This window comes from Caulobacter sp. GW821-FHT11E10 (assembly GCF_058808375.1).
This window is the reverse complement of sequence record NZ_JBXARP010000003.1, coordinates 455,041-476,386: the sequence shown is the minus strand read 5'-3', so window position 1 is coordinate 476,386 and position 21,346 is coordinate 455,041. Positions and strand designations below refer to the sequence as shown.

Below are 21,346 nucleotides of genomic sequence, written 5' to 3'. Positions count from 1 at the left end.
ACCCGCTTCCCGCCCCCACTAGGGCAGGCATGCACCCGTAGCTCAGCTGGATAGAGCGTTGCCCTCCGAAGGCAAAGGTCACACGTTCGAATCGTGTCGGGTGCGCCAGCGGACTTCCTGAAAGTCCGCTCTGAAGACGAAGAAGGCCCGGCGGATCGCTCCGTCGGGCCTCTTTCGTTTCGGGCCGGACGGTCGCCTCTAGGCCGCCGCCACGGCCTTGGCCTCGACCTCGCGCCGTTGCACCAGGCAGCCGTACCAGCCCAGACCCCGATAGGTCTCGTAGCCAGGGGTCAGGGCGTAGCCGACCGTGATGTCGCCCTCGGCATAGCTGCCCATCGGGCCGCCGGAGGTGTCCAGCGGAAAGGTCTCGGTCAGGACGCCCTGGTTGTCGGACGAGGCCAGGACGCGGCCCCGCTGGTCCAGCAGCATGACCCGCGAACGCTCGCGCTCCTCGGAGGTCAGGCGCACGCCATCGACCACGGCCTGGGCCTGGGGGCGCCAGTCGAAATGCACGCCCAGCACGCCCAGGGCCTGGCCCTTGGCCTGGCCGCCGGCGCGGATGGCGGTGGCATAGGTGGCGACCGGCGCGTCGCCCAGGGCGTGGGAGCGCTCGATGTCGCAGGCCACGAAGTCGTCACCGCTGGCGGTGCCCAGGCCTTCCTGGAACCAACGGGAGTCGGCCACCGAGCGGCCGACCACGCTGGGATAGCGGCCGGGCCGGCCGTTGGCGACCACGCGCCCGTTGGCGTCGCAGATCCAGAGGTCGAGATAAACGGTGTAGGCGTCGAGGATCACGCCCAGGCGTTCGCTGGCGTAGCGGCGGACGGCCTTGTCGTCGCCTTCGGCCAGGCAGGCGACGACCGCCGAGTCGGTCGCCCACCAGCGCACATCGCAGGTGCGCTCATAGAGGTTGCGGTCGACGATCTCGATGGCGTTCAGGGCCAGGTCCGCCAGGCGCTGGCCGCGCATGTGGCCCAGGATCGCCCCGCCGATGGCCGAGAGTTCGTCGAGGTCGGCGCGCACCTGGCTGTCGAGGGCGGCGGCCACGGCGTCGATCTCGGTGGAGATCTTCTTGAACTCCTCGGCGACGATGGCGAAGCCACGGCCGGCCTCGCCGGCGCGGGCGGCGACGATCAGGGCGTTGATCGACAGCATCTTGGCGGCGCGGTTGACGCGCGCGATCTCGCCGATCTTGGCCCCGGCGACGCTGGACAGCCGCTCCGACAGGTCAAGGATCCGTTCCGGGCGAAGACTTGCGTCATGGTCCATCGAACAAGCGCCCCCACGCAAACTTTCGAGCGAATCGACTCAGTCCACGCAAGATGACGCCCTCGTCATGCCGACGCGACGATACCGAAGGTCACACCCAAGGCGCGAGCGGCTTCCATGACGAAAAAACGCCGGAACGCCCGCGAAACGGGCGCCCGGCGCTCAAGAATTCAGCGAAGAGAACGCCGTTCTAGACGTCGACCTCGGCGTCGAGGGCGTTTTCCTGGATGAACTCGCGACGCGGCTCGACCAGATCGCCCATCAGGCGGCTAAACATTTCGTCGGCGTCGTCCGCGTGATTCACCCGCACCTGCAGCAGAGTGCGCGCCTCCACGTCCAGCGTGGTTTCCCACAGCTGGTCGGGGTTCATCTCGCCCAGGCCCTTGTAGCGCTGGATGGTCAGGCCCTTGCGGCCGGCGTCCATCACGGCGGCCACGAGGTCCATCGGCCCCCGGACGGTGGTCGACTTGTCCTTGCGGCGGAACACGGCGCGGCCGGAGAAGATCTCGGCCAGGGCCCCCGCCCGCTCGGCCAGACGACGAGCGTCGGCGGCATGCAGCAGACCATCGTCCAGCACCACGCTTTCGGTGACGCCGCGGCGGACGCGCTTGAACACATAGGCGGTGTCGCCGCGCTCACCGGTCCACGGACCGTCGCCTTCCTCGGCATAGAGGTCGAGGCGGGCCGAGGCCGCGGCGATGTCGGGCTTTTCGCCCAGCAGGCCGGCCAGAGCCGACTGCTCGACAGCGAACGACGGCGCGCGGGCGGCCAGACGATCGATATTGCCCTTGGCCTGACGGCACAGCTGGACCAGGGCCAGCAGGTCCTGTCCGGTGCGGCGCTCACCCGACGGCAGGTCGAGCTCGGCCCCCTCGACGCCTTCGTCGATCAGGAACGCGTCCATCTCGCTGTCGTCCTTCAGATAGCGCGAGGACTTGCCCTTAGCCGCTTTGTAGAGCGGCGGCTGGGCGATGTAGATGTAGCCGCGCTCGATCAGCTCCGGCATCTGCCGGTAGAAGAAGGTCAGCAGCAGGGTGCGAATGTGGGCGCCGTCGACGTCGGCGTCGGTCATCAGCACGATCTTGTGGTAGCGCACCTTGTCGGCGTTGAAGTCGTCGCGGCCGATGCCGGCCCCCAGGGCCGTGATCAGCGTGCCGATCTGGTCGGACGACAGCATCTTGTCGAAGCGCGCCCGCTCGACGTTCAGGATCTTGCCGCGCAGGGGCAGGACGGCCTGGTTGTCGCGGTTGCGGGCCTGCTTGGCCGAGCCGCCGGCCGAGTCACCCTCGACGATGAAGATTTCGGACTTGGCCGGGTCGCGCTCGGAGCAGTCGGCCAGCTTGCCGGGCAGGCTGGTGATGTCGAGCGCGCTCTTGCGGCGGGTCAGTTCGCGGGCCTTGCGGGCGGCTTCGCGGGCCGCGGCGGCCTCGGCGATCTTGCTGACGATCTGCCGGGCTTCGTTCGGGTGTTCCTCGAACCAGGTCGCCAGGCCCTCCTGCACCAGGCCTTCGACGGCCGGGCGCACTTCGGACGAGACCAGCTTGTCCTTGGTCTGCGAGCTGAACTTGGGGTCCGGCACCTTGACCGACAGCACGCAGGTCAGGCCTTCGCGGGCGTCTTCGCCCCCGACGCTGACCTTTTCCTTCTTGGTGATGCCCGAGCTCTCGGCATAGCCGGTGATGATGCGCGTCAGCGCGCCCCGAAAGGCGGAAAGGTGCGTGCCGCCATCCCGCTGCGGGATGTTGTTGGTGAAGCACAGCATCTGCTCGTGGTAGCTGTCGTTCCACCACATGGCGAGGTCGACCTCGACCTTGTCCTTGACGCCGCGCACGACGATCGGGGTCTTCAGCAGCGGCGTCTTGACCTTGTCCAGGTGGCGGACGAAGGCCTCGATGCCGCCATCGTAGTGCAGCTTTTCTTCCCACGGCTCGGCGTCGCGCAGGTCTCTGAACCAGATCGTCACGCCCGAGTTCAGGAAGGCCAGCTCGCGCAGGCGGTGCTCCAGGGTCTTCCGATCAAATTCGATGAACGCGAAGGTCGACCGCGACGGGAAGAAGGTCACTTCCGTCCCGCTCAGCGTCTCGCCGGCCTTGGGGCCGTCCTCGCGGATCGGCGAATCCCCGGTCACCTTCAGCGAAGTCACCGCGTCGCCGCGCTCGAAGCGCATCTGGTGGGCCTTGCCGCCCCGGTGGATCTTCAGCTCAAGCCAGTCCGACAGAGCGTTGACGACCGAGACGCCGACGCCGTGCAGGCCGCCCGAGACCTTGTAGCTGTTCTGGTCGAACTTACCGCCGGCGTGCAACTGGGTCATGATGACCTCGGCCGCCGACACGCCTTCGCCCTCGTGGATGTCGGTCGGGATGCCGCGACCGTCGTCGGTGACCGTCACCGAGCCGTCGGCGTTCAGGATCACCTGGACCTTGGTGGCGTGGCCGGCCAGGGCCTCGTCGATGGCGTTGTCGACCACCTCGTAGACCATGTGGTGCAGGCCCGAACCGTCGTCGGTGTCGCCGATGTACATGCCGGGACGCTTGCGGACGGCGTCCAGGCCCTTCAGCACCTTGATCGAGTCCGCGCCGTACTGGGCGGCGGCTTCCTCGGTGGTCATGTCCGGGGCCGATTCGGGAACTTGGTCTTCGGTGTTCTCGGTCATTCGTCTTCCAGAGTAGTCAGGCCGGCGTCGCACACGCGAACACCTAATGCCCGACCCTTGAGATGGTCGAACAGCGACTCGTCCGTGCCGGTGAGGAAGGCCTGGAGCTTGAGCGCCGTGAGTTCGTCGGCCAGAGCGGCTCGCCTGGTCAGGTCGAGATGCGCGGCGACTTCGTCGAGCAATATTATAGGATTCGGCGCGGATTCCGCACGCGAAAGTCGCGCCGCCTGGGCCAAAACGAGGTTCAAAATCAGGGCTTTCTGCTCTCCGGTCGAGCACTCCGCCGCCGGACGGTCCTTCTCGACGTGGAAGATGGCCAGATCGCCCCGGTGAGGGCCGGTCAGCGCGCGCCCCGCGGCCCCGTCGCGCGGCCGCGCGGCGGCCAGGGCGGAGGCCAGTTTCAGCTCGATATCGGCGAACGGAACACCGTCCAGGGCCAGCTTCTCCCACTCGCCGGACAAGGTCAGGCGCGCCTGTGGGAAGGGACGATCGCCGCGGCCGTCGATCTCGGCCTGCAGGGCCGACAGGGTGCGGGCCCGGGCCTGGGCCATCAGGGCGCCCGACTCGGCCAACCGGGCTTCCAAGGCGTTCAGCCAGGTCGCGTCGGCCGGGGCGCCGCCGTCGGCCGCGTCAGTCAGCAGGCGCATCCGCTCGCGCTGGGCCTTGTCATAGGCGTTCGCGTTGACGGCATGGGACGGCTCGCCGGCGAAGACCAGGCGGTCGAAGAACCGTCGGCGCTCAGAGGCGGCCTCCAGGAACAGGCGGTCCTGGGCGGGGGTCAGCCAGATCGGACGGACATGATCGGCCAGGCGCCCCGGCGGCACGGTCTCGCCCTCGAGGCGGACAGTGCGGCGGGCGGCCCCGCCCTGCTCGACGCCCGTGCCGATGCGGATCGGCGCGTCCTCGCCGGCCTCGACCTCAGCGGCCACGGCCCAGGCGCGACCGCCGGCCTCGCCCGGCAGGCGGCGGCCGACCTCGGCCATGCTGGCGCCGCGCAGACCCTTGCCCGGGGTCAGCAGGCTGATGGCTTCCAGGAGGTTGGTCTTTCCGGCCCCATTGGCCCCGAACAGATAGACGCTGCGCCCCTCGGTCTCGAGGCGGGCGCGCTCGTACGAGCGGAAGTCCGTCAGGGTCAGGGAAAGTAGTGCGGCCGACGCCATGCAGGCGTTCTTAAGGGGTGTCGGACGCTCGGGCTACAGGAACCGAAACACCGATTCCCGAGACACCCGCTCCATGAGGACGCTTGGAGCGGGTTCCGCCTCGGAATGGCCCTCCGGAGACTTGCGCGACATATAGGCCCCGCCGAGATCCATGCTGCCTCAGTCTATGAGGCAAGACCATGGCAAAGCTCTCTTAAGCCCCGAATGTTACGGCGAATTAAGACAGTCTAGCTCGGGCGAAGTCTCTAACCCAGCTTGTAACCACAGAGCTTGTTGCCATCGAGGTCGCGGAAATAGGCGAAATAGGCTCGCGGCATCCGTGCGCCCGGCGCGCCCTCGTCCGTCGCCCCCAACTCCAGGGCCTTTGCATGGAAGGTGTCGACCTCCTCGACGGTGTCGAAGGCGAAGCCGCCCATCATGCCATTGCCGACGCAGGCCGGATTGCCGTCATAGGGGCCCAGCACCCCGAACATGCAGCCGTCGCCGCGATACAGCCGACCGCCCGACGGGTGCTCGAACAGAGGCTTCATGCCGATCGAACCCAGCAGCGCGTCGTAGAACACCCGCGCCTTTTCAAGGTCGTTCGAGCCGACCGTCACATAGTTCACCTTGGCCATGGGCCACCTCCCGTTTTCTTTGAGAACGGACGTTGGCACGCGGCGCGCGAGCGGACAAGTTTCCGGAAGGGCGCCTACTTGGCCCCGCCCAGCCCCAGCACCTTCTGCAGGAACTGGGTCTCGACCTCGCGGCGGCGGTCGTTGTTGGCCTTCTTCAGGAAGCCGTGCCCCTCGTCCTTGAACTGGACGTACCAGGTCTCGACGCCCTGCTCGCGCAGCTTGGCGACGACCTGGTCGGACTCGGACTTGGGCACGCGCGGATCGTTCCAGCCCTGCATGACCAGCATCGGCTTCTTGATGTTGCCGACATTGTTCATCGGCGAGATCGTCTCGAAGGCCTTCAGCATCTTCGGATCGCGCTCATCGCCATATTCGGCGCGGCGCAGGTCCCGGCGATAGGCCTCGGTGTTCTGCAGGAACGAAACGAAGTTGCTGATGCCATAGCGCTCGATGCCGGCGGCCATGCGGTCGGAATAGCGGGTCATCACCGCCAGCGACATGTAGCCGCCGTATGACTGGCCGTAGACCACGACACGGTTGGGATCGAGGTCGGGCTGGGTCTTGATCCAGTCCAGCAGCGCGCCGATGTCCTTGACCGAGTCCTCGCGCTTCTCGGCGTTGTCGAGGTTCAGATAGGTCTTGCCGTAGCCGGTCGAGCCCCGAACATTGGTGACGATCACCGCCGCGCCCAGTTCGGCTACCGTGTGCTGGTGGAAGGCGCTGAAGGTGGGGCGCGACTGGCCTTCGGGCCCGCCGTGGATGTCGATGATCACCGGCGCCTTTTGGCCGGCCGCCAGCTTGGGCTTGTAGACAAAGGCCGGGATCGAGCGCTTGTCGAACGACGGGAAACGGACGAGATCCGGCGTCGCCAGCGCCTTGGCGTCCAAGCCGCCCAGTTCCGAAGCCGTCCAGCGCTCCAGCTTGCCGTCGGTGACGCCCCAGCTCCACGCATCGCTCGCCGCTGTCGGCGTCGCCAGGCTGAAGCCCAGCTTCGAACCGTCCGGCGAGAAGGCGATGCCCGAGACGACTCCCATCGGCAGCTCCGGCTGCGGCAAGGCGCGGCGGGTGCGGAAGTCCTGCACGACCAGCTTCGAATAGCCGTCCTCATTGACGACAAAGGCCATGATCCGGCCGTCGTCGGACAGGGCGAAGTCCTCGATGTCCCACGGCCGCTCGCCCGAAACATTGATCTTGCCGCCGGTGGCCAGATCGAACTGCACCAGGCGCGTGAAGTCTGAGCCTTCGTCGGACAGCATCAGCAGGCTCTTACCGTCCGGGGTGAAGGTCCCGCCACTATAGGCGACCTTGGTTTTGGACGGATTGAGCTCGGTCAGCTTGCCGGTCGCGACATCCAGGAGCCAGCACTTGGTCTCGTTGACCGAGAAATAGCGACCCAGCAGCACGGTCTTGCCGTCGGGCGACACCGCGATCGGCGAGACCTGGCCCTCGCCCTTGTAGATCGTCTTGGTCGCGCCCGAGGCGTCACGCATCAGGACGTCGTAGTCGGCCGAGCCCTTCACGGCCCGCGACCAGACCAGCACCGCGCCGTCCTTCGACCAGGTCGGCGACTGGTTGCGCGTGCCGGTCTCGGTCAGCTGGACGGTTTTGCCGTCCGGGTCACGCAGGAACAGCTGGAACCACTCGTCGCCGCCCGTGTCCTTGGAGAACAGGATCTTGCCGTTCGCCAGGGTTTTAGCGCCAGCGACGGGCTCATCGTAGAAGGTGATCTGGCTGCGGTCCGCGCCCGGCGCGGCGACCACGTGCAACTGGTTGGTGTTGCCGAAGCGGGTGGTGATCACCATCCCACCACCGGCCGCCCAATCGTCGAAGAAGGCCGAGCGGGCGTTCTGGTAGCGGGCCAGGCCCTCGCGGATCGCGGGCGGCGCGACCGGCACGTTCTCCAGGATCTGGTTGCCCATCTCTCGACGCTCGACCGATTGAGAGAGCGCAGGAACGGCGGCGGCAAGGGCGAGGACAGCGGCCGAGGCGGCGAACAGCTTCTTCATGACAAACCCCCGAAAGCAAAACGGGCGCCCAGGGCGCCCGTCTCTCAATGACCAAGATGCGGATCAGACCCGCAGCGGCATCAGCACGTACTTCACGCCCGGATCGACCGGATCGACCACCAGGGTCGGGCTGGCCGGGTCGGCGAAGCGGAACTCGGCCTGAGGGCCGGCGATCTGACCGCAGACGTCCAGCAGATAGCGGGCGTTGAAGCCGATTTCGAAGGGCTCGCCGTCGTAGTCGACCTCGACCTCTTCGACGGCCTGACCGGCTTCCATGTTGCGGACGGTCAGGGTGACCCGGCCCGGCTCGACGGCCAGCTTCACCGAACGGCTCTTCTCGGCCGAGATGGTGGCCACGCGGTCGACGGCCTTGGCGAACAGGTCGTTGTCCAGGGTCAGGATCTTGGCGTTGTCGCGCGGGATGACGCGCAGGTAGTCCGGAAAGGCGCCGTCGATGACCTTGGAGGTTAGGGCGGCCGCGCCGAACTCGAAGCGGACCTTCTGCGGCGACAGCTGGACGTCGACGTGCTCGCCGGCCGATTCCATCAGGCGGCGGGCCTCGGCGATGGTCTTGCGCGGCACGATCACGCCCGGCAGGCCGGCCGCGCCCTCGGGGGCGGGCATCTCGGCCAAGGCCAGGCGGTGACCGTCGGTGGCCACGGCGCGCAGCTTGACCTCGCCGCCCTCGTTCACCGTGTGGAGATAGAGGCCGTTCAGATAGTAGCGGGTCTCTTCGGTCGAGATCGCGAAGCGGGTCTTGTCGATGAGCCGAATCAGCTCGTTGGTGTCGACCGCGATGCGGCTGGAGAGGCCGTCGCTGCTCATCACCGGGAAGTCGCCGGCCGGCAGGACCGGCAGGTTGAAGCGCGAGCGGCCGGCCTGGATGACCAGGCGCGGATCGTCCCCGCTGAAGCTCAGCGAGACGTCGGCGCCGTCCGGCAGCTTGCGGACGATTTCATAGAGGGTGTGGGCCGGCGCGGTGATCTGGCCGGGGACGTCGATCTGGGCCAGGCCCTCGTCGATGATCTCCATATCCAGGTCGGTCGCCGAGAACGACAGCGTGCTGCCCTCCGCCGAGAGCAGGATGTTCGACAGGATCGGGATGGTGTTGCGGCGTTCGACAACGCTTTGCACGTGCCCCAGCGCTTTCAGGAGCGCCGCCCGTTCGATGGTAAGCTTCATAGTGCGGTCCAGGTGTCGAGACCGCCGCCCCAGGAGAATCGCCCCGCGCGGCCCCGTAGAGAATGGACCGCCGACATTAGCGAAATCGCGCGCGTGGGGAAGGGGGCCGAGCCCCTTGCGAAGCTCGAAAAGGCGACCATTTATTGAGAACGATTCTCAAATAGGAGTGCGCCGATGCGCCTCGCCCTCAAGACCCTGACCTACGCCTCGATGCACCTGACCGTCGCGGTGGCCGTCGCCTACGCCCTGACCCGCGATTGGCGGGTCGCCCTGGCCGTCGGCGTCGTCGAACCGATGGTCCAGACGGTGATGTTCAACATCCACGAACGGCTGTGGTCGCGCGCCGACAAGCGAGCGCGCGACCGGCAGTTGGATCAGGCCCCAGATCAGGCCTTGGCGTCGAACGTGCCGCCCGAATTGTCGACCTCGGCGCTAGCGCCGGCGTAGGGGTTGGCCGAAGCGCTCGGCGCGTCCGGCGAGGCCGGGCCGGTCGAACCCTTGGCGGCTACGGCCACCATGGCCGGACGGACCAGCCGGCCCATCAGCTCATAGCCGGCCTGCAGCACGGTGAGCACGCCGCCGGCGGCCACTTCGGTCGAGGGTTGCTCGGTCACCGCCTGATGCAGGTGCGGATCGAACTTGTCGCCCTTGGCCGGGTCGATTTTCTTCAGGCCGTTGCGTTCGAAGGCGCCTTGCAGCTCCTTCTCGGTCATCTCGACGCCGATGATGAAGTTCTTCACCGCCGCGTCGGGCGACTCCTTGGGGCTGTGGGCCGTGGCGCGCGACAGATTGTCGGCGGCGCCCAGCAGGTCGCGGGCGAACTTCTGGATCGCGTAGGCGCGCGCGTCGTTCATTTCCCGCTCGGCGCGGCGCTTGGTGTTCTCGGCCTCGGCGGCGTAGCGCAGGGCCTGCTCTTTAAGAGCGGCCACTTCCAGCTTCAGCGCCTCGATCTCCTGCGACGCGTCGTCGGCTTCGAAGGCGACGTCTTCAGCCGGCGTTTGCTCGTCGGTCATCTCGTAAAGTCCTTATCCATCCATCATCCGTCCGAGCACCCGGGCGGTATAGTCCACCAACGGAATGACTCGGGCGTAGTTCAAACGCGCGGGCCCGATCACGCCGATCGCGCCCAGCACCTTCTGTCGGCCCGTCATATAGGGCGCCGCGATCACCGAGGAACCCGAAAGCGAAAAGAGCCGTGTTTCGGCTCCGATATAGATGCGAACGCCCTCGGCGTCGCGCACGTCGTCCAGGAGGCCGATCAGCTGGCCCTTCTGTTCGAGGTCGTCGAACAGCTGGCGGACGCGATCGATGTCCTCGCGAGCCCGGGCATCGGCCAGCAGGTTGGCTTGGCCCCGCACGATCAGCGAGCGGGCGTCGCCCTCCCCGCCGCTCCAGGCGGCCAGGCCGTCCTCGACCAGACGGGCGGCGGTTTCGTTCAGCTGGCGGCGGGCCGTGTCCAGCTCACCGCCCATTTCGGTCCGCGCCTCGCTCAAGGTGCGGCCGCGCAGGCGGGCGTTGAGGAAGTTGCTGGCCTCCTGCAGGGCCGAGGGCGTCACGCCCGGCGCCTGGCGCATCAGTCGGTTCTCGACCTGGCCGTCCTCGAACACCATGACCGCCAGCACCTGGCCGCCGCCCAGCGGAACGAACTCCACGTGCTTGACCCCGCCTTCGCGGACGGGCGTGACGACAATGCCCGCCCCGCCGGCCAGGCCCGACAGGATGGACGAGGCCTCGGCCAGGGCCTCCTCGAACGAGCGCCCCTTCACGGCCAGCCGCGCTTCGATGGCGTGCTTCTCGGCCTCGCCGATGTCGCCGACCTCCAGGAAGCCGTCGACGAACATGCGCAGGCCCGCATGCGTCGGCATCCGGCCGGCGCTGGTATGGGGCGCGTCCAGCAGGCCCAGCTGCGCCAGGTCCTGCATGGTGTTGCGGATGGAGGCCGGCGACAGGGCCAGCCCGCCCTTGGAAATGGTGCGCGAGCCCACCGGCTCGCCGGTCTCGAGATACGACTCCACCACGCGGCGGAAGATATCGCGGGCGCGGGAGTCCATCTCGCCAAGACCCGGCATGCGGACGATCGGCCCCGGAAACAGGTGTGTCATGTCGTCATGGCCCCGAGGGCAGTATCATCGCGATGCGTGTCGTTTGGGACCCGGTCAGCGGACAAAAGCGGTGGGCCTCTTTCAAGTTCGGCTCTCAATAGGATAAGCGGCCCCTCACACACATTCAAATGTCCCCTGACACCAGGAGTTTCCCATGCGTCCGTCCGAACGCGCCCCCGACCAGCTGCGCGCCGTCACGCTGGAAACCGGCGTCAACCGCTACGCCGAAGGCTCGTGCCTGGTCTCGTTCGGCCACACCAAGGTCCTGGTCACCGCCACGGTCGAGGAAAACGTCCCCGGCTGGATGCGCAACAAGGGCGCCGGCTGGGTCACGGCCGAGTATGGCATGCTGCCCCGCGCCACCCACACCCGTGGACGTCGCGAGGCCGCCGCCGGCAAGCAGAGCGGCCGCACCCAGGAAATCCAGCGCCTGATCGGCCGCAGCCTCCGGGCCGTCGTCGACCTGAAGGCCCTGGGCGAGCGCCAGATCAGCCTCGACTGTGACGTTATCCAGGCCGATGGCGGCACCCGCACCGCCGCCATCACCGGCGCCTGGGTCGCCCTGCGCCTGGCGGTCAACTACCTGCTGCAAGAGGGCGTGCTGAAGGTGGACCCGATCGTCGGCCAGGTGGCCGCCGTCTCGTGCGGCGTCTTCAAAGATACCCCGGTGCTCGACCTCGACTACGAGGAAGACTCGAGCGCCGAGGCCGACAGCAACTTCGTGCTGACCGGCGTGGGCGACATCGTCGAGATCCAGGCGACCGGCGAGAAGCGCGGCTTCACCCGCGCCGAGTTCGAGACTCTGTTCGGCCTGGCCGAAAAGGGCATTAACGAGCTGTTCGTGATGCAGCGCGCGGCGATCGCGGGCTAAGGCCAGTCTCCTCAGGCAACAAAAACCTCGTCATCCCGGAAGCCTCGAAGAGGCTATCCGGGACCCAGGGGCCGGCGCAGAGTGGTCGCTCCTGGGTCCCGGCTCTCCGCTTCGCTGCGGCCGGGATGACGATAGAAATGTGTTTGAGTAGCCGGCCTTCGCGGGATCGACTCTGCGCAGGTACGCATCCCCGCCCTTGCCCGTTGAGACCGCTACCCCCAGATTCCATCCTGAAGGTTAGGAGTCTCGCGTGACCACCCCGTTCGAAGGCTATGAAGTCGAAGCCCGCCTGCGCCCGTCGGCCGAGGCGTATCGCTTCGACCTGGACCAGGCGCTGGCCTCGATGGTCGCCCTCGAGGCCAGCGTGCCGCCCGACGCCTATACGGCGGGGATCCTGGGGACCGAGCGCGTCGGCAACGGCGTGGTGGTCGGCCCCGGCGGCCTGGTCCTGACCATGGCTTATCTGATCACCGAGGCCGAAACCGTCGTGCTGACCCGTAACGACGGCCGCCAGGTCCCCGCCCACGTGCTGGGCCTGGACGTGCGCTCGGGCCTGGGCCTCGTCCAGGCGCTGGAGCCGCTGGATTTGCCCGTCATGACCATCGGTTCGGCCGAGGACCTCGGAGCGGGCGCACCGATCATCGCCGCCGGCGCTGGCGGCCGCGCCCACGCCATCGCCGGCAAGGTTCTGGCCCGCATGCCGTTCGCGGGCTACTGGGAATACCTGCTGGACGACGCCATCATCACCGGACCCGCCCATCCGCACTGGAGCGGCGCGGCCCTGATCGGCCCCAAGGGCGATCTGGTCGGTCTGGGCTCCCTGACCCTGGAAGGCCGCGACCAGGACGGCCAGGCCAAGCCCATCAACATGTTCGTGCCCGCCGAGTTGCTGCCGCCGATCCTCCACGACCTGGCGCGCGGCAAGAGCCCGCATCCGCCGCGCCCGTGGCTGGGCGTCTTCGCCCAGGAGCTGGAGAACCACATCGTCGTGGTCGGCATCTCGCCCAAGGGCCCCGCCGCCCGCGCCGAGCTGCGGGCCGGCGACCTGATCCTGGCCGTCGACGGCGAACCGGTCTCCGAGCTTTCGGAATTCTACGAAAAGATGTGGAGCCTGGGCCCGGCCGGCGTCAGCGTACCGCTGCAGATCCTGCGCGAGGGCGACTCGTTCACCGTCGAGGTTCGCTCGATGGACAGGAGCGGATTGCTGAAGAAGCGGCGTTTGAACTAGTCGACATGGCCCAACCCAAACTGCTTTCGGGCACGAAGAACGCCTCCAGCTGGGCCATGCGCGCTTGGCTGGCCCTGCGCGAGGCCGGGATCGACTTCGAGGAAGAGGTCGTCGACATCCGCAAGCCCCAGCGTTCGGCCAATCTCGCCCGGGTCGGCCAGATCGCGCCGCCGGCCTGCGTGCCGGTGCTGATCGTCGCCGAGGGCGAGGTGATCTACGATTCCCTGGCGATCATGGAATACGCCAACGATCTGGCGGGCGGACGCCTGCTGCCCGCTGACCTCGCCGCGCGCGGCCGAGCGCGGGCGCTGATGGCCTGGCAGCACTCGGGACTGTCGGGCATCTGCGGCCGGATCTCGTTCGAAAGCGCCTTCTATCCCGACAAGCGCGCCCTGACCGAGGCGGAGCAGGCCGAGACCCGGCGGCTGTGGACCGCGCTGGACGCCGAACTGCAACGAAGCGGCGGCCCTTGGCTGTTCGGGACGCTAAGCCTGGCTGATCTGGTGCTTGTTCCGACGGCGGTCCGGCTGTCGGCCCACGATGTCGACCTCAAGGCCTGGCCGGCGGTCGCCGCCTGGCGCGACGCCCTGCTGGCGCGACCTAGCATCGAGACCTGGATGGCCGAAGCCAGAAGCCAACCTCCCGTTCAACTGGACGACTATCTGATCTCCCATGAGGCGCCGAAGCCATGACCACGCCACGCGGCCCCTGGGAACAGCCTGAGCCCTCCGCGCCGACGCCGTCCTCGCGGCCGCCGGTCAGTCGCCGCCGCCTCTGGCTGTGGCTGGGCCTGGTGGCCGCGATCGGGATCGTCGCCTTCGCCCTGGCGCGCGCCTTCCCGGAGGCGATCCAGACCGGCGACGACAGGACCGACCTCTTCTACCAGCTGGGCGTGACCGTGCTGATCTCGACGGTGCTGCTGCGTGGTCTACGAGGCACGATCGGCCAGCATCTCAAATACGTGGCCCTGTGGACGGGGATCGTCGCGGGCCTGGCCCTCGGCTACGCCTATCGCGCCGAGCTGGCCGGCGTCCCGCAGCGGATGCGGCTGGCCTTCAACGTCGGTACGCCCGTCGCGGTGGGCGAGCGCACCCTGGTCGTGCCGCAGGGCGGGGACGGCGCCTATGTCGTCGACGGCCTGGTCAACGGCCAGCGCGTGCGGTTCGTCGTCGACACCGGCGCGACCGAGACCGTGCTCAGCCCGGCCGACGCGCGGCGCCTGGGCCTTCCGGTCGACAGCCTGACCTATGGGTACGAATCCGAAACCGCCAACGGCAAGGGTTACAGCGCCGCCTACGACGCCTCGACCCTGGAGGTCGGGAACATCAAGCTGGAAGGCTTCCGCGTGATGGTGAACAAGGCCCCGATGAGCACGTCGCTGCTGGGGATGAGCTTCCTGCAGCGCTTGGACGCCTTCGAGTTTCGCGGCCGCCAGCTGATCCTGAAATGGCGCGAGGATGAAAAGGGCCGAGCCTACTGAGGCCGCTCAGGCCTCGTCGTAGTCCTCGTCGTTGCCGTCGGCCGGGCCGTACTCAAAGCTCAGCAGGTCCCCCGGCTGGCACTGCAGTTCGCGGCACAGGGCGTCGAGGGTCGAGAACCGGACGGCGCGGGCCTTGCCGGTCTTGAGGATCGAGAGGTTGGCGATCGTCACGCCCACGCGGTCGGAGAGCTCGGTCAGGGACATGCGGCGCTCCAGCAGCACGCGGTCGAGATTCACGCGGACGGGCATGCGGTCGTCGCTCCGGTTCAGATCGTGAGTTCGGCTTCGCGACGAAGGCGCGCGCCCTCGCGGAACACCTCGGCGAGGACGAAGACCACCAGCACTGAGAACCAGGCGGTCAGGGTGAAACTGTCGTCGATGATCTTGGCTTTGGGGGCCAGCCAGCGGGCCATGCCCGAAAAGACGTAGCGGCCAATCTCCAGCCCCGCCAGAACGAGGCCGATCAGCCGCAAGCGCACCACGTTGTCGGGATGGAAGGGGTCGCCGGCCGTCAGGGTGCCGAAGATCTTGCGCAGGCGCTCGACGATGACCATCCAGCCGCCCAGCAGCAGCGCCCAGGCGGCCAGGGCCCCGGCGAACAGCGGCCCGTTGCGGCTGATCGCTTCGACAGCGTCGCTGATCGGCAACATCGAGGCGAGCAATTCCGGATTGAAGCTGAACAGCAGGGCGACCAGCGTGAACAGCGACAGAAGGCTCACGAAGATCCATAGCCCGACGTAGATCACGTCGAGAATGATCTTCAGGAAACTCGATACGGAGCCAGGCCCCAAGGCGCGCATGGCTGCTCCCCAACAGCGACGCTAAGCAACATGCCCCGCGTCGCGGGAGGCGTCAAAACGGTGGGCCTCTAAACCCCGGAAACCCTTGCGTCGCCTAAGCCGCTTTAAAGCGTCTGCACCACGAACGCCACGGCCGACACCGGCACGGCCACGATAAGCGCGGCGGTGATCACGGTCATGAGGACCTTGTCGGCGAGGCGGAACAGGCGGGCGGCGGACATCGTGTTTTCCAGTTTGAGAGACAGGGTCGGGAGCCGAGTCATTCGACCCTTCGCCTAGGATCAACAGATAGGGGACGATTTGAGTTCCGCCAATCTTGTTTATCGAGAAACGATATTAAACTCTGGTAATGATGCTTGTGGACAAACGACCGTTGCTCTCAGGTCACAGTGGCGTGCGTCGCCACCATCGAGCTCCGCTTCGACGCCGCCTCGTACCAGGCCGAAAGCGCTGGCCGGCTGGGCCGCCAGTCGCTGACCTCGCGCGCGTCCTGGTAGGCCAGCTGCACCGCCACGGCGATCTCGCCGATCTCGAAACGGCTTGTGGAAAGATCTCCCTCCGCCACGGCGGCCTCGAACAGGTCGAGGGCGGCGTTGACCGCCTTCAGCTGGCGATCGAACAGGTCCTGGCGGTGCTCGGCCTGTGGCCGCATGCGCTCACGGACGACCAGCACCGAGGCGTCGCCCATGCCGTCGGCGGCGGCCTCCAGGGTCAGGGCGCGATGGCGGTCCGGCTGAGCGTTGGGGATCAGGTGCGGCTCGGACAGGCCGTCGACGAAATCGACGATGACGCCGGAATCGAAGATCCGCTCGCCGCTCTCCAGCACCAGGACGGGCACCTTGTTCAGAGGATTGTCGGCGCGCAGGCTCTCGTCCTGGAAAGGCGCGACGATCTCCAACGCGAAGCGGTCGGCGAGGCCTTTTTCCATCGCCAGGACGCGAACCTTGCGCGCAAACGGCGACAGGGGCGTGTAAAGGAGCCGCATCGGATGATTTCCCCGGAGTGATGAGATGGCGCTGAAGCTTGAAATGGGATCGAAGCTCGTGGTCGCCACCCACAATCCCGGCAAGGCGCCCGAAATCTCCGCCCTCCTGGACGGCCGCTTCGAGATCGTCACCGCCGGCCAGCTGGGTCTTCCAGAACCCGACGAGACCGAGAGCACCTTCGTGGGCAACGCCTTGCTCAAGGCCCGCCACGCCGCGGACCTCTCCGGTCTACCGGCCCTGGCCGACGACTCCGGCGTGTCGGTCAAGGCCCTGGACGGCGCGCCGGGGATCTTCTCGGCCCGCTGGGCCGGCCCAACCAAGGACTTCGCCATGGCCATGAAAAAAGTCGAGGAGCGGCTCGACGAGACGGCCTCCGACGATCGCTCGGCCTGGTTCACCTCGGCCCTGGCCGTGGCCTGGCCCAACGGTCCGGCCGTGGTGGTCGAGGGCCGCGTCGATGGAACCTTGGTGTTCCCGGGCCGGGGAACGCGCGGCTTCGGCTACGACCCGATCTTCATGCCCGAGGGTTACGACCTGACCTTCGGCGAGATGGAACCGGCCGCCAAGGACGCCATGAGCCACCGGGCCCGCGCCTTCGCCAAGCTCAAGGCGGCGCTGTTTGACTAAAAACCTCGGCGTCTATGTCCACTGGCCTTACTGCGCGCGCATCTGCCCCTATTGCGACTTCAACGTCGTCCGCGACCGGGGCAAGACCGCCGAACAGCAGGCCCTGGCCGACGCCATCGTCGCTGATCTGGAAGCCCAGCGCGCCCTGACCGGCGAGCGCCAACTGCTGTCGATCTTCTTCGGCGGCGGCACCCCCTCGCTGATGGACCCCGCCCAGGTGGGGCGGGTGATCGAGACCGCCAAGCGCCTCTGGTCGCCCGCCGGCGACCTGGAGATCAGCCTCGAGGCCAATCCCACCGACGCCGAGGCCGACCGTTTCGCGGCCCTGGCCGACGCCGGGGTCCAGCGGCTGTCGCTTGGCGTCCAGGCCCTGGACGACGCGTCTCTGAAGGCCCTGGGTCGCAACCACGACGCCGGCGCGGCGAAACGAGCCATAGCGGCGGCGACCAAGGCCTTCCCGCGCCTGTCCATCGACCTGATCTACGCCCGGCCTGGACAGACCGACGCGGCCTGGCGCGCCGAGCTCTCCGAGGCCATCGCCCTAGGGCCCGAGCACCTCTCGCCCTATCAGCTGACCATCGAGAGCGGCACCGCCTTCGACCGCGCGGTCGGGCGCGGAACCCTGAAGGTCCCCGACGAGAACCTGGCCGCCACCCTGTTCGAGACGACGCAGGAGATCCTGGAGGCCGCCGGCTTCGAGGCCTACGAGGTTTCCAACCACGCCAAGGGCGCGGCCGCCCGCTCGCGGCACAACCTCGTCTACTGGCGGGGCGTCGACTATGTCGGCGTCGGCCCCGGCGCGCACGGCCGCCTGGCCCAGCCCGAAGGCCGCGCGGCCACGGTCGCCCATCGCGGCATCAAGGACTATGTCTCCGCCGTCGCGGGCTCCGGCCTCGGCTTCGAGCGCGAGATCCTCACTCCCGAGGAGGCCGCCGAGGAGCGCCTGGTCCTGGGCCTGCGTATCGACGACGGCGTGAGCTTCGAAGAGATGACCCCGCTGGGCCTGTCGCCCGACCTCCCGAAGGTCCGCGATCTCGTCGAAACCGGGCTGCTGGCCGACGATCGCGCCCGTCTGCGCGCCACCCGCGCGGGCCGCCTCGTGCTGGACCGGCTGACAGGCGCGCTCGCGACCTGATATGCCTGCATTCCGATCGCCTAAGGACACCTAACGCGTGAGCCGCCAGCTTCCCCCGCCAGCCCTGTCCGACGCGCCGCTGGCGCCGGGCCTTTATCTGGTGGCGACGCCGATCGGGAACCTGCGCGACATCACCCTGCGGGCCCTCGACGTGTTGGCCGCCTGCGACGTGCTGCTGGCCGAGGACACCCGCGTCACGGGGAAGCTTCTGGCGGCCTACGGGATCAAAACCAAGCTGGAGCGCCACGACGAGCACGTGGCCGAGCGCGCCATTCCCCGCATCCTGGAACGGCTTGAGGCCGGAGAGCGTGTCGCCCTGGTCTCGGACGCCGGCACGCCGATGGTCTCCGACCCCGGCTACCGCCTGGCCCGCGAGGCGATCGCCGCCGGCCATCCGGTCATCCCGATCCCCGGCGCCTCGGCGGTCCTGGCGGCCTTGACCCTGGCGGGCCTGCCGACTGACCGCTTCCTGTTCGCCGGCTTCCCGCCGCCCAAGAGCGCGGCCCGCCGGACCTTCCTGGAAGAGTTCGCCAACACCCGCGCCACCCTGATCTTCTACGAGGGCGGCTCGCGGGTCGACGACTGCCTGGCCGACATGGCCGTCGTGTTCGGCGGAACGCGCCAGGCGGCCGTCTGCCGTGAACTGACCAAGCTCTACGAGACCTGCATCCGCGGCCCCTTGGCCGAGCTCGCCGTCGACCCGCGCTTCGAGGCGCCGAAGGGCGAGATCGTCATCCTGGTCGGACCGGGCAGCGAGAAGGTCGCCACCGTCGACGACGCCGAGGCCGCCCTGCGCGAGGCCATGGCCCGTCTGCCGCTCGGCGAGGCCGCTTCGGAAGTGGCCAAGGCGCTCGGCCTGTCGCGCAAGGACCTCTACCGCCAGGCCCTGGCGATGAAGGAACAGGCCTGATGGCCGCCGGCGCCCGTCCAACCCCTGTTCGTCAGGCCCGGGGCGCGGCGGCGCGCAAGCTCGGCCGGCGGGCCGAGGTGATCGCGGCCTTGTGGCTGATGGCTAAGGGCTATCGGATTCTCGGCTTCAGACTGGCGACGCCACTCGGCGAAATCGACCTGCTGGCGCAACGCGGACGCACCTTGGCCGTTGTGGAGGTCAAGCAACGAACGACGATCGAGGACGCCCTGGACGCCGTGACGCCGACCCAGCGCGACCGCCTGCGCCGCGCCGCCGCCCACCTCTCCGCGCATCGCGCCGGCCTGCGCGACCTGCTCGTGCGCCTCGACCTGATCGCCCTCGCGCCCGGCCGCCCGCCCCGCCACCTGCCCGACGCCTGGACAGGAGCGTGATGTGACCCGGGAAGACGCCGAGGCGATCCTGACCAGGGCCGGCGAAGGTCCCGACGAGGGCTTCCCGCTGTTCGAGGCCGCCCTGGCCTGCGCTGTCCACGACGATCCCAGCCGCGACACCACCCCGGCCATCAACCTCGCCAAGGACGCCGCCGAGCGCCTGCGCCGCCGGGCCGAAAGCGAGTCGCCCGAAGAGGCCGTGGCCGAGACCCTGGCCGGCGACCTGCGCCTGACCGGCGACGTCCTGACCTACGACCACCCCGACAATGCCGACGTCATCGCCATCGCCGAGCGCCGTAAGGGCCTGCCGGTGGCTCTTGGCGTCTTCTACCTGCACGCCGCCCGCGAGGCCGGGCTGGACCTCTATGGCGTCGACTTCCCCGGCCACTTCCTGCTGCGCATCGAGACCGAGGAAGGCCCCCTGGCGCTCGACCCGTTCAGCGAGGGCCGGGTGGTGCTGCCGTCGGAGTTGTCGCGCCGGGCCCTGCGCACCGGCCTGATGCCGGACGTCGCCGCGCGGCTGGAGCTTCTGATGGCGCCGATCCCCGACCGGGCCGTGCTGATCCGCCTGCAGAACAACATCTTCGCCCGCGCCCAGCAGGCCAAGGACTGGGTCCGCGCCGAGCGCTCGGCCCTGCGCCGCGCCCTGCTCAATCCCGCCGACCACCGCCCCTGGCTAGACGTCGCAGCCGCCCGCGAAGGCCAGGGCGCCCTGGCCGGCGCCCTGCAGGCCCTGTCCCGCGCCCAGACCCTGGACGGCGGCGCGGCGATCGCGGCCCGGGCCGCGCGCGAGCGGATGCGGCTGCGGTTGAACTAGCGTTCGCGCGAAAACGGCTTAACTACACAGGCGCCGCCTACCGGCCGTTTATGTCCTGGAGCCCCCATGTCGCTGCGAGTCGCCGTCCAGATGGATCCCGTCCTGGGGATCAACATCGACACCGACACGACCTTCCTGATGATGATGGAGGCGCAACAGCGCGGCCACAAACTGTGGTTCTACACGCCCGACAAGCTCTCCCAGGAAGATGGCCGGGTGTTCGCGCGCGCCCAGTCGCTGGAGGTGTTCGCCGAGAAGGGCGCCCACGCCAAGCTGGGTGAGAGCGCGCTGATCGACATGAAGGACGACATCGACGTCGTCCTGATGCGCCAGGATCCGCCGTTCGACATGGCCTACATCACGGCCACCCACTTCCTGGACAAGATCCACCCGCACACCCTGGTCGTGAACAACCCGACCGAGGTGCGCAACGCGCCGGAAAAGCTGTTCGTCACCGACTTCCCGGGCGTGCAGCCGCCGACCCTGATCACCAGCGACCACGAGGCGATCTACGACTTCCGCGCCCGGCACGGCGACATCGTGCTGAAGCCCCTCTACGGCGGCGGCGGCTCGGGCGTGGCGCGGCTGCTGGCCGACGATCCGAACCTCGACGCCCTGCTGGAACTGCACGCCATGATCGGCCGCGAGCAGGTCATCGCCCAGAAGTTCGTGCCCGCCGTCAGCAAGGGCGACAAGCGCGTCCTGCTGGTCGACGGCGAGCCCGTCGGGGCCATCAACCGCGTGCCGGCGACCGGTCAGGTGCGCTCAAATCTTCGGGTCGGCGGCCGCGCCGAAGCGGTGGAACTGACCGCTCGAGACCTGGAACTCTGCAAGATCATCGGGCCTGAACTGAAGCGCCGTGGACTGATCTTTGTCGGCATCGACGTCATCGGCGAGTACCTGACCGAAATCAACGTTACGTCGCCGACCGGCGCGCAACAGCTTAAGCGTTTTACCGGTATCAATGCCGCGGCCGTACTCTGGGACCGTATTGAGGAACTTCGCCGAAACGGTGGGTAACTCTGCGTAAGAACGAAGATTTCCCGAAACGTTCATTTTTCGTTCTTGCTCCATTTCGCAAGCTATGCTGCACCTTGTGGATAAATACATG

At 68.1% G+C, this 21,346-nt stretch carries 23 protein-coding genes, 1 tRNA gene and 1 pseudogene; 12 read left to right on the top strand and 13 right to left on the bottom strand.

Annotated features, from left to right (window positions below):
- Positions 1–31 precede the first annotated feature (31 nt).
- Positions 32–108: transfer RNA gene (locus tag AC1RRV_RS08295), tRNA-Arg, on the top strand.
- A gap of 90 nt (positions 109–198) precedes the next feature.
- Here AC1RRV_RS08295 and AC1RRV_RS08290 read toward each other — a convergent pair.
- From AC1RRV_RS08290 to dnaN, 6 genes are all read right to left on the bottom strand, one after another.
- The gene (locus AC1RRV_RS08290; RefSeq protein WP_492859121.1) at positions 199–1,269 is read right to left on the bottom strand and encodes a methyl-accepting chemotaxis protein; all 1,071 of its coding nucleotides are present in this window, start codon (positions 1,267–1,269) and stop codon (positions 199–201) included.
- 190 nt (positions 1,270–1,459) lie between these two features.
- Positions 1,460–3,922 carry a DNA topoisomerase (ATP-hydrolyzing) subunit B gene (gyrB, locus tag AC1RRV_RS08285; protein ID WP_492859120.1) on the bottom strand — a complete coding sequence of 821 codons (2,463 nt, stop codon included), beginning with the start codon at positions 3,920–3,922 and terminating at the stop codon, positions 1,460–1,462.
- Complete coding sequence (gene recF, locus AC1RRV_RS08280; protein WP_492859119.1) at positions 3,919–5,082, bottom strand: DNA replication/repair protein RecF; 1,164 nt, start codon at positions 5,080–5,082, stop codon at positions 3,919–3,921. The genes gyrB and recF overlap by 4 nt, the downstream gene beginning before the upstream one ends.
- A gap of 245 nt (positions 5,083–5,327) precedes the next feature.
- Positions 5,328–5,699, bottom strand: a complete 372-nt coding sequence (locus AC1RRV_RS08275) for a VOC family protein (protein ID WP_492859118.1) — start codon at positions 5,697–5,699, stop codon at positions 5,328–5,330.
- 74 nt (positions 5,700–5,773) lie between these two features.
- Positions 5,774–7,705: a S9 family peptidase gene (locus AC1RRV_RS08270; RefSeq protein WP_492859117.1), complete on the bottom strand. Its 1,932-nt coding sequence runs from the start codon at positions 7,703–7,705 to the stop codon at positions 5,774–5,776.
- 63 nt (positions 7,706–7,768) lie between these two features.
- Entirely contained in the window at positions 7,769–8,887 is a 1,119-nt protein-coding gene (gene dnaN / locus AC1RRV_RS08265) for a DNA polymerase III subunit beta (protein WP_492859116.1), read from the bottom strand.
- 174 nt (positions 8,888–9,061) lie between these two features.
- On the opposite strand from dnaN, the gene AC1RRV_RS08260 reads away from it, so the two are divergent.
- A complete protein-coding gene (locus AC1RRV_RS08260; protein WP_492859115.1) occupies positions 9,062–9,334 on the top strand; it encodes a DUF2061 domain-containing protein in 273 nt (90 codons plus the stop codon).
- Here the strand turns inward: AC1RRV_RS08260 and grpE are convergent.
- Together grpE and hrcA are read right to left on the bottom strand one after the other, a co-directional pair.
- A complete protein-coding gene (gene grpE / locus AC1RRV_RS08255; protein WP_492859114.1) occupies positions 9,274–9,900 on the bottom strand; it encodes a nucleotide exchange factor GrpE in 627 nt (208 codons plus the stop codon). The genes AC1RRV_RS08260 and grpE overlap by 61 nt on opposite strands.
- A 12-nt stretch (positions 9,901–9,912) precedes the next feature.
- Positions 9,913–10,989, bottom strand: coding sequence for a heat-inducible transcriptional repressor HrcA (gene hrcA, locus AC1RRV_RS08250; RefSeq protein WP_492859113.1), 1,077 nt, complete (start codon positions 10,987–10,989; stop codon positions 9,913–9,915).
- A gap of 154 nt (positions 10,990–11,143) precedes the next feature.
- On the opposite strand from hrcA, the gene rph reads away from it, so the two are divergent.
- Positions 11,144–11,860 (top strand): ribonuclease PH, encoded by a 717-nt coding sequence (gene rph / locus AC1RRV_RS08245; protein WP_492859112.1) that lies wholly within the window; start codon positions 11,144–11,146, stop codon positions 11,858–11,860.
- 56 nt (positions 11,861–11,916) lie between these two features.
- On the opposite strand, the pseudogene AC1RRV_RS08240 reads toward rph, so the two are convergent.
- Positions 11,917–12,027, bottom strand: a pseudogene (locus tag AC1RRV_RS08240) (hypothetical protein); the annotation flags it as partial.
- 83 nt (positions 12,028–12,110) lie between these two features.
- Between AC1RRV_RS08240 and AC1RRV_RS08235 the strand changes: the two are divergent.
- Genes AC1RRV_RS08235 through AC1RRV_RS08225 form a run of 3 tightly spaced genes read left to right on the top strand, consistent with a single transcriptional unit; the run spans position 12,111 to position 14,568 of the window.
- Positions 12,111–13,088: a S1C family serine protease gene (locus AC1RRV_RS08235; protein ID WP_492859111.1), complete on the top strand. Its 978-nt coding sequence runs from the start codon at positions 12,111–12,113 to the stop codon at positions 13,086–13,088.
- A 5-nt stretch (positions 13,089–13,093) separates the two neighbouring features.
- Positions 13,094–13,780: a glutathione S-transferase family protein gene (locus AC1RRV_RS08230; protein ID WP_492859110.1), complete on the top strand. Its 687-nt coding sequence runs from the start codon at positions 13,094–13,096 to the stop codon at positions 13,778–13,780.
- Complete coding sequence (locus AC1RRV_RS08225; RefSeq protein ID WP_492859109.1) at positions 13,777–14,568, top strand: retropepsin-like aspartic protease family protein; 792 nt, start codon at positions 13,777–13,779, stop codon at positions 14,566–14,568. Before AC1RRV_RS08230 ends, AC1RRV_RS08225 begins: the two co-directional genes overlap by 4 nt.
- 6 nt (positions 14,569–14,574) lie before the next feature.
- On the opposite strand, the gene AC1RRV_RS08220 is transcribed toward AC1RRV_RS08225, so the two are convergent.
- From AC1RRV_RS08220 to AC1RRV_RS08205, 4 genes are all read right to left on the bottom strand, one after another.
- Positions 14,575–14,817 carry a helix-turn-helix domain-containing protein gene (locus AC1RRV_RS08220; RefSeq protein WP_492859108.1) on the bottom strand — a complete coding sequence of 81 codons (243 nt, stop codon included), beginning with the start codon at positions 14,815–14,817 and terminating at the stop codon, positions 14,575–14,577.
- A gap of 17 nt (positions 14,818–14,834) precedes the next feature.
- A complete protein-coding gene (locus tag AC1RRV_RS08215) occupies positions 14,835–15,368 on the bottom strand; it encodes a DUF2975 domain-containing protein (RefSeq protein WP_492859107.1) in 534 nt (177 codons plus the stop codon).
- Positions 15,369–15,472: 104 nt separating this feature from the next.
- A complete protein-coding gene (locus AC1RRV_RS08210; RefSeq protein ID WP_492859241.1) occupies positions 15,473–15,589 on the bottom strand; it encodes a hypothetical protein in 117 nt (38 codons plus the stop codon).
- Positions 15,590–15,747: 158 nt separating this feature from the next.
- Positions 15,748–16,353 (bottom strand): glutathione S-transferase N-terminal domain-containing protein, encoded by a 606-nt coding sequence (locus AC1RRV_RS08205; protein ID WP_492859106.1) that lies wholly within the window; start codon positions 16,351–16,353, stop codon positions 15,748–15,750.
- A 25-nt stretch (positions 16,354–16,378) separates the two neighbouring features.
- On the opposite strand from AC1RRV_RS08205, the gene rdgB reads away from it, so the two are divergent.
- The 6 genes from rdgB to gshB all read left to right on the top strand — a co-directional run bounded on the left by rdgB (position 16,379) and on the right by gshB (position 21,255).
- Positions 16,379–16,981: an RdgB/HAM1 family non-canonical purine NTP pyrophosphatase gene (rdgB, locus tag AC1RRV_RS08200; protein ID WP_492859104.1), complete on the top strand. Its 603-nt coding sequence runs from the start codon at positions 16,379–16,381 to the stop codon at positions 16,979–16,981.
- Positions 16,974–18,116, top strand: a complete 1,143-nt coding sequence (hemW, locus tag AC1RRV_RS08195) for a radical SAM family heme chaperone HemW (protein ID WP_492859103.1) — start codon at positions 16,974–16,976, stop codon at positions 18,114–18,116. Before rdgB ends, hemW begins: the two co-directional genes overlap by 8 nt.
- Positions 18,117–18,153: 37 nt before the next feature.
- Positions 18,154–19,026 (top strand): 16S rRNA (cytidine(1402)-2'-O)-methyltransferase, encoded by an 873-nt coding sequence (gene rsmI / locus AC1RRV_RS08190; RefSeq protein ID WP_492859102.1) that lies wholly within the window; start codon positions 18,154–18,156, stop codon positions 19,024–19,026.
- Positions 19,026–19,418, top strand: a complete 393-nt coding sequence (locus AC1RRV_RS08185; protein ID WP_492859101.1) for a YraN family protein — start codon at positions 19,026–19,028, stop codon at positions 19,416–19,418. The genes rsmI and AC1RRV_RS08185 overlap by 1 nt, the downstream gene beginning before the upstream one ends.
- 1 nt (position 19,419) lies before the next feature.
- The gene (locus AC1RRV_RS08180) at positions 19,420–20,235 is read left to right on the top strand and encodes a SirB1 family protein (protein WP_492859100.1); all 816 of its coding nucleotides are present in this window, start codon (positions 19,420–19,422) and stop codon (positions 20,233–20,235) included.
- Positions 20,236–20,301: 66 nt separating this feature from the next.
- Positions 20,302–21,255 (top strand): glutathione synthase, encoded by a 954-nt coding sequence (gene gshB / locus AC1RRV_RS08175; protein ID WP_492859099.1) that lies wholly within the window; start codon positions 20,302–20,304, stop codon positions 21,253–21,255.
- Positions 21,256–21,346 lie beyond the last annotated feature (91 nt).

Coding starts and splice junctions, on each gene's coding strand:
- grpE (WP_492859114.1), bottom strand. CDS start 9,900: ATGACCGACGAGCAAACGCCGGCTGAAGACGTCGCCTTCGAAGCCGAC.
- gyrB (WP_492859120.1), bottom strand. CDS start 3,922: ATGACCGAGAACACCGAAGACCAAGTTCCCGAATCGGCCCCGGACATG.
- AC1RRV_RS08270 (WP_492859117.1), bottom strand. CDS start 7,705: ATGAAGAAGCTGTTCGCCGCCTCGGCCGCTGTCCTCGCCCTTGCCGCC.
- AC1RRV_RS08290 (WP_492859121.1), bottom strand. CDS start 1,269: ATGGACCATGACGCAAGTCTTCGCCCGGAACGGATCCTTGACCTGTCG.
- AC1RRV_RS08225 (WP_492859109.1), top strand. CDS start 13,777: ATGACCACGCCACGCGGCCCCTGGGAACAGCCTGAGCCCTCCGCGCCG.
- gshB (WP_492859099.1), top strand. CDS start 20,302: ATGTCGCTGCGAGTCGCCGTCCAGATGGATCCCGTCCTGGGGATCAAC.
- rph (WP_492859112.1), top strand. CDS start 11,144: ATGCGTCCGTCCGAACGCGCCCCCGACCAGCTGCGCGCCGTCACGCTG.
- AC1RRV_RS08210 (WP_492859241.1), bottom strand. CDS start 15,589: ATGTCCGCCGCCCGCCTGTTCCGCCTCGCCGACAAGGTCCTCATGACC.
- recF (WP_492859119.1), bottom strand. CDS start 5,082: ATGGCGTCGGCCGCACTACTTTCCCTGACCCTGACGGACTTCCGCTCG.
- AC1RRV_RS08230 (WP_492859110.1), top strand. CDS start 13,094: ATGGCCCAACCCAAACTGCTTTCGGGCACGAAGAACGCCTCCAGCTGG.
- AC1RRV_RS08260 (WP_492859115.1), top strand. CDS start 9,062: ATGCGCCTCGCCCTCAAGACCCTGACCTACGCCTCGATGCACCTGACC.
- dnaN (WP_492859116.1), bottom strand. CDS start 8,887: ATGAAGCTTACCATCGAACGGGCGGCGCTCCTGAAAGCGCTGGGGCAC.
- AC1RRV_RS08205 (WP_492859106.1), bottom strand. CDS start 16,353: ATGCGGCTCCTTTACACGCCCCTGTCGCCGTTTGCGCGCAAGGTTCGC.
- rdgB (WP_492859104.1), top strand. CDS start 16,379: ATGGCGCTGAAGCTTGAAATGGGATCGAAGCTCGTGGTCGCCACCCAC.
- AC1RRV_RS08185 (WP_492859101.1), top strand. CDS start 19,026: ATGGCCGCCGGCGCCCGTCCAACCCCTGTTCGTCAGGCCCGGGGCGCG.
- AC1RRV_RS08215 (WP_492859107.1), bottom strand. CDS start 15,368: ATGCGCGCCTTGGGGCCTGGCTCCGTATCGAGTTTCCTGAAGATCATT.
- AC1RRV_RS08275 (WP_492859118.1), bottom strand. CDS start 5,699: ATGGCCAAGGTGAACTATGTGACGGTCGGCTCGAACGACCTTGAAAAG.
- hrcA (WP_492859113.1), bottom strand. CDS start 10,989: ATGACACACCTGTTTCCGGGGCCGATCGTCCGCATGCCGGGTCTTGGC.
- AC1RRV_RS08220 (WP_492859108.1), bottom strand. CDS start 14,817: ATGCCCGTCCGCGTGAATCTCGACCGCGTGCTGCTGGAGCGCCGCATG.